General features: G+C 30.4%; 14 protein-coding genes. 5 read left to right on the forward strand and 9 right to left on the reverse strand.

The features are described 5' to 3' along the window. Positions 1-80: 80 nt before the first annotated feature. Both V9L04_RS19130 and V9L04_RS19135 read right to left on the reverse strand, forming a co-directional pair. Entirely contained in the window at positions 81-1,721 is a 1,641-nt protein-coding gene (locus V9L04_RS19130; protein ID WP_338791529.1) for a transporter substrate-binding domain-containing protein, read from the reverse strand. Between the two features lie 126 nt (positions 1,722-1,847). Then, positions 1,848-2,336, reverse strand: a complete 489-nt coding sequence (locus tag V9L04_RS19135; RefSeq protein ID WP_338791530.1) for a hypothetical protein — start codon at positions 2,334-2,336, stop codon at positions 1,848-1,850. A gap of 184 nt (positions 2,337-2,520) precedes the next feature. Between V9L04_RS19135 and V9L04_RS19140 the strand changes: the two genes are divergently transcribed. The 3 genes from V9L04_RS19140 to V9L04_RS19150 all read left to right on the forward strand — a co-directional run bounded on the left by V9L04_RS19140 (position 2,521) and on the right by V9L04_RS19150 (position 4,531). After that, entirely contained in the window at positions 2,521-3,198 is a 678-nt protein-coding gene (locus tag V9L04_RS19140) for a heme exporter protein CcmB (protein WP_338791531.1), read from the forward strand. 402 nt (positions 3,199-3,600) lie between these two features. After that, positions 3,601-4,155: a prephenate dehydratase domain-containing protein gene (locus V9L04_RS19145; RefSeq protein ID WP_338791532.1), complete on the forward strand. Its 555-nt coding sequence runs from the start codon at positions 3,601-3,603 to the stop codon at positions 4,153-4,155. Positions 4,156-4,219: 64 nt separating this feature from the next. After that, the gene (locus V9L04_RS19150; protein WP_338791533.1) at positions 4,220-4,531 is read left to right on the forward strand and encodes a chorismate mutase; all 312 of its coding nucleotides are present in this window, start codon (positions 4,220-4,222) and stop codon (positions 4,529-4,531) included. 95 nt (positions 4,532-4,626) lie between these two features. Here V9L04_RS19150 and V9L04_RS19155 read toward each other — a convergent pair whose 3' ends face one another. Continuing rightward, on the reverse strand, positions 4,627-5,370 hold the full coding sequence (locus V9L04_RS19155; protein WP_338791534.1) for a DUF4197 domain-containing protein: 744 nt from the start codon (positions 5,368-5,370) through the stop codon (positions 4,627-4,629). Between the two features lie 159 nt (positions 5,371-5,529). Here V9L04_RS19155 and V9L04_RS19160 point away from each other — a divergent pair, with 159 nt between their 5' ends. Further along, positions 5,530-8,163 carry a serine/threonine-protein kinase gene (locus tag V9L04_RS19160; RefSeq protein WP_338791535.1) on the forward strand — a complete coding sequence of 878 codons (2,634 nt, stop codon included), beginning with the start codon at positions 5,530-5,532 and terminating at the stop codon, positions 8,161-8,163. Positions 8,164-8,179: 16 nt separating this feature from the next. Here the strand turns inward: V9L04_RS19160 and V9L04_RS19165 are convergent, their stop codons facing one another. Continuing rightward, the gene (locus V9L04_RS19165; protein ID WP_338791536.1) at positions 8,180-8,752 is read right to left on the reverse strand and encodes a DUF3109 family protein; all 573 of its coding nucleotides are present in this window, start codon (positions 8,750-8,752) and stop codon (positions 8,180-8,182) included. A gap of 511 nt (positions 8,753-9,263) precedes the next feature. Here V9L04_RS19165 and V9L04_RS19170 point away from each other — a divergent pair. After that, entirely contained in the window at positions 9,264-9,845 is a 582-nt protein-coding gene (locus V9L04_RS19170; RefSeq protein ID WP_338791537.1) for a C40 family peptidase, read from the forward strand. A gap of 65 nt (positions 9,846-9,910) precedes the next feature. Here the strand turns inward: V9L04_RS19170 and V9L04_RS19175 are convergent, their stop codons facing one another. From V9L04_RS19175 to V9L04_RS19195, 5 genes are all read right to left on the reverse strand, one after another. Then, on the reverse strand, positions 9,911-11,128 hold the full coding sequence (locus V9L04_RS19175; RefSeq protein ID WP_338791538.1) for an OprD family outer membrane porin: 1,218 nt from the start codon (positions 11,126-11,128) through the stop codon (positions 9,911-9,913). 19 nt (positions 11,129-11,147) lie between these two features. Beyond that, entirely contained in the window at positions 11,148-11,306 is a 159-nt protein-coding gene (locus tag V9L04_RS19180) for a hypothetical protein (RefSeq protein WP_338791539.1), read from the reverse strand. A 110-nt stretch (positions 11,307-11,416) separates the two neighbouring features. Beyond that, positions 11,417-11,602: a hypothetical protein gene (locus tag V9L04_RS19185; RefSeq protein ID WP_338791540.1), complete on the reverse strand. Its 186-nt coding sequence runs from the start codon at positions 11,600-11,602 to the stop codon at positions 11,417-11,419. 239 nt (positions 11,603-11,841) lie between these two features. Then, complete coding sequence (locus tag V9L04_RS19190) at positions 11,842-12,663, reverse strand: purine-nucleoside phosphorylase (RefSeq protein ID WP_338791541.1); 822 nt, start codon at positions 12,661-12,663, stop codon at positions 11,842-11,844. 75 nt (positions 12,664-12,738) lie between these two features. Continuing rightward, complete coding sequence (locus tag V9L04_RS19195; RefSeq protein ID WP_338791542.1) at positions 12,739-13,500, reverse strand: SprT-like domain-containing protein; 762 nt, start codon at positions 13,498-13,500, stop codon at positions 12,739-12,741. Positions 13,501-13,550: the final 50 nt, after the last annotated feature.

Below are 13,550 nucleotides of genomic sequence, written 5' to 3' on the forward strand. Positions count from 1 at the left end.
TTTTTCAAACAAATATATTGCACAATTTAGCTAAAAATATAAATAAAGAAAACTATAACTCATCAAAATTTATATTACCCTTACTGTAATATTAAATTATCTTTACTCTCTTTTCCTGAGTTTGGAATTTGTAATGTGAAAATAGAACCTGTCTTATAATTAGATTGTAATTGGAGAGTTCCTTCCAGTTGGTCAACGGTTTGTTTGACTACATAAAGTCCTAAGCCTGCTCCCTGTGAACGTTCATTTCCTCTATAAAACATTTCAAACACTTTGTCTAATTGTTCTTCTTCAATTCCCTGACCATTATCCTCAATTATAATTGAAGCATGCATTCTGGTAACTCGTACCGAAATTTTGACAAAAGATTTTTTTTCTCTTTGTGTTTTATATTCTATTGAATTTGCAATCAGACATTCCAAAATTATATAAAGGCGTTCTGTATCAGAATAAAAATTTATTTCTTGAGTAATTTCTTTTTTAAATTCTACTCCTTCTGCTCCCTCTACAAATTTAGCTTCTTCTATAAGTTGAGAAATAAATCCATCAAAATGAATACGTTCTTTTTTTACTTTAAAATTTTTATTGGCTACATATGCCAAAATTTTATTTACATAATAATCTAATTTGTGCAGACTTTTTCCAATATTTGACACATAAAAGGACAGATTAGTATTTTCTTCAAATTCTATCTGAATAACATTTATCAATCCTAAAGCAGAAGCTATTGGAGAACGTACGTTATGAGAAACGCTATATACAAACTTATCTAATTCATAATTTCTTTTCTCTAACTCTGCATTTTTATCAAATAATAGTTTTTGTATTTTCTGACGTTCTTCTACTTCATTTCTCAATGTTTTTGTTTTTATTCTAACTTGTTTGCGTAGTGTAAAAACCCAACTTCCTACCACAACAATTACTAATAGAAGAATAGCAGCTATCCATTTTAGACGTTTTAATAAAATCGTATAGGCTTCTTTTTCATTGTCAAACCATTTTACATAAAGCTCTGAATAAATTCTGTTTTCTTTTATTCTATTCATTCCCTCTTCAATGTCTTTGGCTAATTTTTTATTTCCTTTCTTAACAACAAAAGAAAGGTTTTTTGAAAAAACAAACTCTTCACTTACAGCCAAATTATCGAAATTATGTTCTTCTATAAACTTATGAGCTGTATATTGGTTAATAATTGCGTAATTACATCTTCCAGAAGCTATTATTTTAAGTGCATGCAACTCAGTTACAGCCTGAATCATTTTTATTGTAGAGTCTTCTTTTTTTATATATTCTTCTGCTATTGCATTAGCAGTTACTACAATAGTCTGATTTTTTAATTGAGAAATTGATTTTACGGTAGGACTTTTTTTATTTCTGACAATGATATAAGAAACTACATCATGATGAGGTAAATAATCTATTTTTGCGACTCGTTCTTCAGAATAAAACATATCAGCTACATTTATTCGTCCCTTTGGCTGTTCTAGTTCTTCTCTAATATTTGTCCAGTCTCCGAGTTGAATCTCTACCTCATATCCCATTTCTTTTCCAATTGCTCTCATTATATCAACATGAAAACCATCATATTCGCCTTTTTTATTAATAAATTCATACGGTGGATAATCATAATCTGAACCAAAAATGATTTTTTTAGTAGAATCATTTTGTCCAAATAGTGAAATAGTATAAAAAATAAAAAAGAGTAAAAATGCGTATCTCATCAAGAATTACAATAATTAAAGGAATAACAATTATTTCTAACTTGTAATAAATCGTAATAAGATACGTATTTTTTTTAAAATTATGGACTTTATAAAACTGATTTTTAAGAGAGACAGTCTAAAGGCTTAAAAAAGGTCTACTATTTTTATCATTTTTCCTCTAAATTCAAAACTTTCACCTTTCTTTTTTCCACTCATTACTTCATAAATAGGAGCAGCAGTAGAAATAGCAAAATAACCACTTGGTTTATCATTAATTTTAAGTTCTGCCAAACTGATAGAAATATAAAATTTTTGATTTGCATCTGTAATAACGACAGCTCCCAAATCTACCGAAGTATTGATTTTTTGAGTAGAAATTCTAGACAAAATTTCTAATTTATCTTTTGCTTCTACAAATTGTTTTGCATACATATCTCTATCTTGTTGCAACTGAGTTCGAAATGATTCAAACTTTTCTTCCATACTTCCTTTTTCTTCGTTAGCACTTTCTTGAGCTTCGTTCATAGCATCTTTAGCATCATTTGCTATTTCGCTCTGTTTCTTGCGAGCAGCTTCCAAAAGCTGTTTTTTCAATAAGATATTAGATTCGGTGTTTGTTGAAGGTGTAGCCATATTTCTAAAAAATAATGCGATTTTAAATAAATAATATAGAAATTCAGAATATCAAAAACAGATTGAATAATAAGATAAATAAAGGATTGATAAAATGACTTTTGATAACGTAAATTTGTTCTAATAGTTTGATTTTACAGAAAAACTAAACAAAAATTTTATAAAAAATAGTCATCTTTGTACTATGAACAAAAAGACAAATGCAGTTTCTCAAATTCTGACTCTACTACAAAAAGAATTTCGCCTAGAATGGCGACAACGAATAGCCTTAAATAGTATTTTGCTTTATCTAGCAGCTACTATTTTTGTGTGTTATTTGAGTTTTCCATTGCAAAAACTTCCTCCGTTGGTTTGGAATGCTCTCTTTTGGATAATCTTGATTTTTGCTAGTATTAATGCTATTGCAAAAAGTTTTGTGCAAGAAAGTGAAGGGAGATATATGTATTTTTATACACTCTTTAAGCCCGAAGTATTGATTATCGCCAAGATGATTTATAATACTTTTTTGATGCTTCTGATTTCATTTTTAGGAATTACAGGTTATATTTTCGTAATGGGTTCGCCTATACAAGACTGGAATTTATTTTTACTTATTGTTTTGCTTGGTTCAATCGGATTTGCCACTTCTCTGACACTTATTTCTAGCATTTCGGCACAAACTCAAAATAGTAGTATGCTGATGGCAATTCTTAGTTTTCCTGTTATTTTGCCTTTAGTATTACTTCTGATTGATGCTTCCAAAAATGCCATTGACGGATTGGCGTGGAGTGTTAGTAAAGATGAAATTATGCTTTTGGTAGGAATGGATTTGGTTTTGGCAGCATTGGCTTATATTCTTTTTCCTTTTTTGTGGAGGAGTTAGAACTAAATTTAGAAGTTTGATTTTAGAAGGTAGAATAAAAAATCAATTTATCTCAATTTTCTAAAAATAATTCTTGCATTATCCAAAATAAGTGTTTATCATTGTGCATTGGTAGTCGCTTAAAAATGGGCAGACTACAAAAAAAACATTCAACTTTGTAAAAAACAGATGACTCTTAACATTTTCTCTTTCAACTTTTATTATTTCTACTTTTTTAGCCCTCTAGTCAGGACAAAGAAGCAGACTAAAAGTTGATTGCCAAAATTTAAGCTACAACTCTAACCCTACAAACTTCTAAACCCTGACTTTAAACAGTCAGGGTTTTTTTTATGCTTTTTTTTAAGAATTGATAAAAAAAACTCTACAACGTTATCCTTAATGATGACATAAATCTAAAACAAAATGAAAAATATCGCTATTCAAGGAAAACTCTTCTCATTCCATCATCTGGCAGCTCAAAAACAATTCGGAGAGAAAAATAACTGGTTGCATTGCCAAAATTTTGATGAGCTATTACATTCAGTGGCTACAAAAAGCGTAAACATGGGAATGATTGCCGTCGAAAACTCACTTATTGGAAATGTCTCTGATAATTATGAAAGAATTGAAGCTATGAATCTCAAAGTGATAGGGGAAATTGATTTGCCTATTCAGCTTCATTTGGCTGCAAAAAAAGGAACGCAACTTTCAGATTTGCAGAAAGTCTATTCTCATCCTGTGGCACTTGCTGAATGTGGAATTTTTCTGTCTAAAAATAAAAAGATTATTGCAAATGATTTTAGTGATACGGCTGGCGCAATTCGTTGGATAGCAGAACAGCAAAAAGAACTCAAATCTTTGAATTCGGCTGCTATTGGAGGTATTGAAGCTATTCGTTATTATGGACTTCAAGCCATTCAAAAAAATATTCATGACCATCATAACAATGTAACTAAATTCTTGGCGATAAGTCTTTAATCAGTTATCACGAAATTGCTTTTAAGTTCTAATTTCTAAAATCTTATTTCTAAATTTATTATCTATGAATGCTACTCAAAAACCACCTATTACTAATACGAATACTTCTTCTTCAATTTGTTTGAATGAATGTCGTCAGCAAATTGACCAAATTGATACTGAACTAATCCAAATTATAGCTCAACGAATGGAAGTTGTCAAAAAAATAGGAGAACACAAACGACAAAATAAATTACAAACTCTTCAACCTAGTCGATGGCAAGCTATTTTAGATTCTCGTCAGAAAATAGCTGAAGAATTAGATTTACCTTCTGATTTGGTTTTAGATATTTTCGAAGTCATTCATCAAATGGCAATTCAAACACAATCAAAATAATAATGTGTATTTTTTATATAAAAAATGTTCTATCAGAAACTAATAAATAACTTTTGATAGAACATTGTATAAAAACTAGGCTTTTAATTTACTTACTATTGTGCTTGTGGAGCTTGAGCAAATACTTTTTTCATAAGATCAGTCGAACGAGCCGAAATATTACTACGAATATTACTTTCTTCTTCTGCTACTAATTTAAAAAGACCTTCAATAGCTAATTCAGTTGCATAATCATCTAAATCTGGATTGACATTTTTTACGAAGGGAATCTGATTATATCTACCTACCAAATCACCATAATAACGAGTTGCATTTACTTTTGATAAATTTCTAGAAACAACAGGCTTAAATTTTGCTTTTAGTTGTTCTGTCGTTGTACGAATAAGGTATTGTGTAGCTGCATCTTTATCACCTTTCAAAATTCCATAAGCATCTTGAATAGACATAGACGTAATGGCAGATTTGAAAATTGGAGCTGCTTCTTTGGCTGCTTCTTCTGCTCCTCGGTTAAGAGTTTTGACAAATCTATCTACTTCTGATCCCAAACCTAAATCACGTAACGTAGTAGCTACTTTTTCAGCATCTTTTGGAAAAGGAATTTTGATAAGAGCATTGTTGAAATAACCTCCATCTTTTGAAGCTAATCCAGTTCCTTTCATAACTCCCTGTACAAGAGCATCTTTTAGAGCCTTTGCAATTTCTTCTTTTGTAAGAGGAACACCTCCAATACTTCCCAAAACACCAGCGATTTGTTGAGAAGTACAACTAGTAGAAAAACCTACTAAGCTAATAATGATAAATAATGATAAAATACGAATAGTTCTACTTGTTTTTTTCATAAAAATGAGTTTTTAAAAATAATATAAAGTTTGTTATTAGGGTAAAGTTGGCATTTTTTGAGCCAAAAAACCTAAAAAAAGATTCAAAAAATAATAAAATTCTTAATTTTAAAAATGCTATTCGTAAATTGACATCAAAAAAAACTACTACTAATTGATATGGACGCAAATCGTTGGCAACTTATTCAAGACATTTTTTCAGAAGCATTAGAGCTAGAAGAACAAGAAAGAGCATCTTATGTTTTGGCTAAGACAGAAGGTGATAAAGAACTCAAGGAAGAAGTTGAGAAACTTTTAGAAGGAGCAGAAAAAGCAAACAGTTTTTTTGGAAACTTAGAAGATAGAGTTTCGGATGCATGGCAAAAAGCAGCTGAAACAACTCTTCTTTCAGAAGGCGAAAAAGTAGGTGTTTATCAAATTGAAAAAGAAATTGGACGTGGAGGAATGGCAGTCGTCTATTTAGCAAAGCGTATTGATGGCGAATTTGAACAAAAAGTAGCTATCAAAGTGATTAAGCGAGGAATGGATTCAGATGAAGTTTTAAGGCGTTTTATGGCTGAAAAACAAATTTTGGCATCACTTAATCATCCTAATATTTCTAAAATATTGAATAGTGGACTTGCGCCAAATGGTCTTCCTTATTTTGTGATGGAATATGTAGAAGGAATGGATTTAATAGAATATTGCAACCACAATAAACTTTCTATAAAAGAGCGTTTAGAAATTTTTATTCAGATTTGTCGCACTTTACAACATGCTCATAGAAATCTAGTCATTCATAGAGATTTAAAACCTTCAAATATTTTATTAGAAAATACTCAAAATATAAATCAATCATTAAAATTATTAGATTTTGGAATTGCTAAATTATTAGGAGAAGAAAATGATTTGAGAACCAAGACAGCTATGCGCCTTCTGACTCCTGAATATGCAAGTCCAGAACAAATCCAAGGAGCAGTTATAAGTACATCAAGTGATATTTATCAATTAGGAATTTTGCTTTTTGAATTACTTAGTGGTAGAAGACCATTTATTTTTAATAAAAATGAATCTGTTTTGGAATGGGAAAAGAAACTTACCACTTCACAAACACCAACACCTTCCAAAATCTATGAAGAGTTTTCAGAAAAAGAAGCTCAAAAAATAGCCAAGGAGCGAAAAACAGATAAAAAACAACTTAAGAAAGTTTTGAAATCTGAATTACAATCTATTGTCTTGATGGCTCTTCGAACCGAACCCGAAAGGCGTTATCAATCAGCTGAACAGCTTGCTGAAGATATTGAACGTTATTTGCAAAAACGCCCTATTATAGCAAAACCTAACTCGTGGGGATACAAAACACGCAAAGCATTCGAACGAAATAAGTCAGCTTGGATAGGTTTCACTTTACTATTTTTAGCTCTCATTGGTGGAATACTTGGAACAACCTATCAAGCCTATAAAACAAAACAAGAAAAACAGAGAGCTGAACAAACATTAGCTTTTATAACAGATTTATTTAAAAGTCCTGACCCAAGGCTTTCAGATTCAGAAGGAAAAGATATAAAAGTAAGTGAGTTTTTGAAAGCAAGTGAAAAGAAAGTATTTAGAAATTTAGAAAATCAACCCACACTTCAAACAGAACTTCTTACTATTCTATCTGATTTGTATGATAATATGAATTTGGCAAAAGAAGGAACTGAGCTAGAAGAAAAGCTATTACCAAAATTTATTAAAGAATATGGTAGAAACTCACCACAAACAGCCGAAAGTATTAGAAAAATAGCTGCGTGGTCTTTTGAAACAAATAAAAATGTGGATAAAACAGATTCTATATTTAGAGAAGCCTTTGATATTTTTGAAAAAACATATACAAAGGAACATAATAGATATGCCGTTTTACTCAATGAATATGGCTTGTTTTTACAAATATCACGTGCTGATTTGGAAAAAGCAGATTCTGTTTTACAACAAGCAGGAAAAATTTTAGTAAAAAATGATACACTTACAGCTGATTATGGAAATAATTTATCGTTTCGTGGACTTATTGCCAATCAAATGGGAAGACTAGATGAGGCTCTTTCTTTATATGAACGAGAATTATTTATCAAACAAAAAATAAATCAAGATTCAGTTGGATTAGCATTAGTAAAAGTAAATATAGCCTCTGTTTATTTCAAAAAACAAAATCTTATTCGTGCTGAAACTGTAAACAAAGAAGCTCTAAAAGTGATGGAGACAGAATTAGGAATGGAACACAAACATACACTGACTGCTCTCAATAATTTAGCTGCTGTTTATGCAGCACAGGGAAGACACGATTTGGGAAAACCAATTGCACTTCGTGCTTATAATGGCTTTTTAAATAAATATGGAGAAAAAAATGATAAAACAGCAGCAGCAGCATTAAATGTAGGTTTTTATTATATCAAATTAAAAGAATTTGATTCGGCATTGGTTTTTATCAATCAAGCAAATCAAACCTATAAACAGCTTTTTGGAGAAAATCATTATGTTACAGGCGTTCCTCTTTTATCAAGAGTAGAAATTTGGCTAGGAAAAAATGAAATTCAAAAAGCGATGAAAGATGCTCAAAATGCAGATGAATTACTTTCTTCCCCTCCTATTCCGACTATTCACTATTATAGAGGAATGGTTAATTTCCGTCTAGGAAGTTGTTATATAGCTATGAAAGACAAAGTGAAAGGTAGAGAATATCTTCAAAAAGGTATAGATATTTTGATACAAAGTAATGGAGAAACACATTATGCAACTCAAGCAGCTATGAAACAGCTTGCAGAAATTGAAAATTAATAAAAATATGTAAATCTTATAATAATTCTTTTTCAATAAAATTAGTTAATTCATTGTACCAATCCGTTCCATATTTTCTTATTAAAGGTATTTTTAAGAATTTATAAACAGGTACTTTTAACTCTTTTCCTAAGCTACAAGCAGGTGTGCAAATTTCCCATTCATCATAATTTATAGCATCAAAACTAGCGTATTTTGTTATACGAATAGGATATAAATGACAGGAAATAGGTTTCTGATAATTTATTTTTCCAGCTTCGTATGCTTTTTCTATGCCACATTTTGTAATTCCTTTTTCATCATAGGTAACATAAGCACAAGCTGTATTTCTTTCTATCAGTGTTGTTGAAAATTCATTATCTTCATCTAAAACGTATTTTCCTTGTTTTTCTATGGCTTCAATGCCTTCTTTAGTCAAAAACGGCTTTACATCTTCATAAATATCTTCTAAAATATGTCGTTCATCGTCTTCTAAAGGTGCGCCCATTTCGCCTTCTACGCAACACGCCCCTTTACATTTGCTTAGATTGCACACAAATTGAGTAAAGGCTAAATTATCACTAACTAGAGTATTTTTTATAGGAATCATTTGTTCAATTATAAGTTAAAACAGCATAATTATAAATTATCTTGTTTTAAACATTTTTGCATAGTTGGTTATATAATCAAGCAAAAATACGATGATTTATTCTATTATAAAATCTTTTCTGTAAAGTTTTGAGATTGGACTCAATTAAAATTAATTCTAATTAAATAATACTTTTTGTTTCAAAGTTAATAAATAGCTAGTATCTTCTTCTCTCTTCTTTTTCTTGGAGCAATACTAAAATGTATAATTGTAAAAATGCGCTCTAATACTACTTAATTCAATAAAATTTGATAAGCAAAGTAAAAACACATAAAATTATATTTATTTCATTTAAAGAGGGTTTTGAAAAATGAGGAGTGAAAAAAAATAAAAATTATAACTTCTTGTAAATTATTATTTGTGAGATTTGTTATAAACTGATTTTAATCAGTTTGGAATAGTTTTAGAATAGTATTTTGTAGATTTATAACCAAATAATTTATTAAAAGAATACTCTAAAACAATTATTCTAATGAAAATATTAAAATTTACTTTTTTACTTCTTATTTCTGTTATCTTGTTCTCTAGTTGTGGAAAATTCAAAATTGTTACAATTAATGATATTAACAAGAACGAAAATAATGATAAAACTTTGAATTCCAAAGTTGAAGCATCAAATCAAGGTTCAGAATCTGTTTCAAAAGCAGAAAAATACAGAGAATCTCTATTGAAGGCTGAAAAAGTTGTGGATGCAGCTCGTGAGCAGCTCGGCACTCCTCATTTACTCAAAAATCCTAAGAAAAAAACGGCTGTTGATTGTTCTGGAATGACTTGTAAATCGTATGCTGCTGTCGATGTAAAATTACCTCCTACTACTACTGGTCAAGCAGAAATGGGTAAGTTTGTGCCTAAAAAAGCTCTTCAAAAAGGAGATTTAGTGTTTTTCTCGTCTAAAAAAAATAATGGCAGAATTTCTCATGTAGGTCTTATTAGCCGTGTAGAGGATGGAAAAACTTATTTTATTCATACGTCTACATCTAGGGGTGTGGTGGAAGATGATTTTTATATGCAGCACTGGCAAGATAATTTTGTTACTGCTCGTAGAGTTTTATAAAAAAAATATAATATATTAAAAATAAGTTATGTTTTTATACTTTTAGGATATAAATATAACTTATTTTATTTACCAAAATGATAATTTATAACAAAATTGTAATTTGTAAGATTGTTTTTATTAAAAATATACTTTTCACCTTCTTGATGTGCTGTACTTTCTTTTCTGACAATTAAGCATTGCATTTCTAATCCTTCAAAATATCCTTCAAATTTATATCTTATGTCAATATTAAATTGATAATAGGACGGCAGTTCGTATTTATTTAATCTATATTCTGTAACGCTTGGTAAATTATAATAGCCATATCCAAGCGTAAAAGAAATTTTATGATGCAACCAAAACGAATGATACTGTGTACTAAATGCATGTAACTCGCCTGTCCCTTCATTGCGTTCACGAGGCATAAAAGTAAAAAACGGTTCTCTGCCCCATTCTCTAGGCAACAAAAAACGACCATCTTTATTAATTCGTGTATAATTTAGAGTAAACCAATGCTTATAATTTGCAATTCCCAAACGAACACTAAAAGCCTGTGCCTGTTTTTGAGATTCATAATAAGCCAATTCTGAAGAAGGATTTCCTCCGTTATTTAATTTGTGTTGATAATGATATTGCATACCAAATAAAGGCGAAAAGGCGACACTATCCAAATCAATATATTCTACACTCAATAGCGAAGTATTAAAAATATTTTCAACATATTGATTATGTAAATGAAATTTGACTTTGTCAAAATCAAATAAAATATCTGACGAAAAGATTCCTTTTGTGTGTTGATGTTCAAAATAATCAGCTTCTGAGCCATCTGTACGAATTCCTTGCGAATAAATTCCTAACGAGTGTCCCACAGATAAAAAATCAATCGTACTACGTGGCGAAACTGCCCAAACCCAAGCTCCTTCAAACTGTAATTTTTTAACAGGATTCCATTGTAGATGCAACCCTTCCTGTACTGCTGGACGCATACGTCCGTCTTGAGGATTTATATAAGGAGTATGAATACTAAAACGACCGATTCTTGCAGCAAAATGTTTGGAGTCATATGCCAAATACAATTCTTCTAGTCGGTCTAAGTCGTGATGATTATCTGGGTCTTCAATATCAAATAAATCAAGTTCGTATCTGCTATTTCCTAAATGATTTGAAAGTAAATTGAATTTAAAAAAACCTCCTACACCCATGTGCAGACCGTGCCAATTTTTACTTTTGTAGTGCAGACCCATTCCAAAACCGTTGGCATAGTAATCATTCAACCCTCTTTGATTATCTGTAAACATCATGAAATTACGGAGCTTTGCACTAAAAAATCCTTTTAAAAGAAAAATGAGGATCAGGTGCTTGTTCTCTTTTTAGTGTATGATGATTTTTTTCTTCTTTAGTATTATGCTCTTGTCCGTAAACTGTCGCAGAAGAAAACAAAAAAGCATGTAAAATAAGTGTGTAAAAAGTGAATTTCATTCTCTGTCTTTTATGTAAACTGACTGGATAAAAATAATAAAACAAAATTAGTTCTTCTGTTTATCTATGTCAGTTACAAAAGTTACAGTCTTAGCAAAATGAGTTCACTTTTAATTCTCTTTTGGAGAATAGTCTTCACAGTAATAAAGGTTTCTCAAATTAATTGATGAATCTCTATCATTATTCTTAACTCTCAAAATGAGAGATTTAAGTTCTTTATTTAATGTGTCTCCAACATTTATGTAAGAAGCTGGGTCTTTTTGCTTCAAAAAGTAAAAAGAAATTTTTTTTTGCATTGTCTAGTATTAAAATATCACCTCTTACCTCAACTCTGTGTGGACGCTTTGCAATTACCACTTGGTTATCTATTGTTCTATTGTACCATTCATCTAAATTGACACAGGCAGGTAAAACAGGAAATCCATACTTCTCTATGTAATACCAATTTTCATATATGTGATAAGAAAAAATAAATATTGGAATGAATATAAATAAAATAATAATGGTATTCATTATTTTTTGCATCAATTATTAGTTATTTTAATTTATTAATCATTTTTTTAAACAAAAAAGCCATTTTAGGTTCTGCAACAGCAGCAGCAGTTAATACTTCTTCTAACGTAATTGGCTTTACATTTTCGGGCTGACACAAATCTGTCAGAACAGAAACAGCAAAAACAGGCAGATTCATATGTACGGCTGCAATCACTTCTGGAACAGTCGACATTCCGACAGCATCTGCGCCTATCGTTCTGAGATAACGATATTCTGCTCTCGTTTCAAGATTAGGACCCGAAACGCTAACATAAACTCCTTTATGAAACTTTATATGATGATTTTCTTTTATAATTTCGTCAGCTAACTGAATCAATTTGCTACAATACGGCTCAAACATATCTGGAAAGCGAATACCCAAGGCAGGAATATTTTTTCCAATCAAAGGATTTGAAGGCAAAAGATTGATGTGGTCTTCCAAAACCATCAGTTCACTCAATCCATAAGCAGGATTCAGCGCACCAGATGCATTCGAAACAAAAAGATAATCAATTCCCAGCATTTTCATAACACGAACAGGGAATACAATTTGTTTCATCGAATAGCCTTCATAATAATGAAAACGTCCTTGCATAACGATTACATTCTGACCAGAGAGTTTTCCAAAAATAAGTTTTCCTGCATGACTCTCTACTGTTGAGAGTGGAAAATGGGGAATGTCTTGGTATGAAATAGTAAGTTCAATTTCTACCTCATCTACCAATGCACCCAAACCAGTTCCCAAAATAATTCCTACTTTTGGCTTTTCTTTATAAAAAGAACGAATAAAAGTAAGTGCTTCATTGAGTTTTTCGAATTCCATAGGTTTTTAGGTTTTAGGGATTAGTTGTAAATGATAAATTAAATACTATTTATACTTTGACTTTCAAATATTAATCTAAATCGGCTTTTTATCCAATTTCTTCAAATATTTCAGTAAGATATAATATTTTTTAAATCGATTTCCTTTGTTGTCTTTATATTCTCCGTTTTTATCTAATGCCATTACGGTTGCTCGTTTTGTGATTCGGTGTATCACTCCTGTATAAGTCTTTCCGTCAAAAGTAAACTTTACCCAATCGTTAACTCTCAAATCATATTCTTTTAGAGCTTCCATTTTCCCAGTCAGAAGTTGGTGAGTAAAAGCTGTATGTCCGAAAATAGAATTAGCTAATTTCTTAAAATTATCCTTCTTACAACTAGAATCATTAAAGGCTATGAATTCTATCAAATGAATAATTTCGTGTTCGATGACATGCATGAGGGCTTCTAAACGATTTTTGGTTTCAAAACCTGCTAGATTAATAGTTTTATTACTTGTTTGATCTTTGAAAGAATTAAAAATTAAATATGCAGAAATACGCATTCGAAACTGAATCGGGTTTTGCTTTGTAACTTTATAATACATTAGCTTTCCACCTGCCGAAGTCATTTTTTTAGAAAAATCAAAAGCCATTCTGTCAATTACTTTGTTCTCTTTAAAGTAATTATCAAAAAAATAAGTATCGTACAATTCAAAAATCAGTTTTATATCATTATTCGAAACGACTTGAAAATTATCCGTTTTTATTTGTTTGGATTGAATAAAAACTTGCTGACGGACTTTTTCAAATCGTTCGTTTATTTCCTTTTTTGAATAGTTGTAGGTTAGAAGTTTCATAATAGTTTAAATCCTCAACGACGGTTAAACCTCGTTGAGGATTAGATAAA

Origin of the sequence: Bernardetia sp. MNP-M8, assembly GCF_037126285.1 — a bacterium.
In the GTDB taxonomy this organism is placed as follows: domain Bacteria; phylum Bacteroidota; class Bacteroidia; order Cytophagales; family Bernardetiaceae; genus Bernardetia.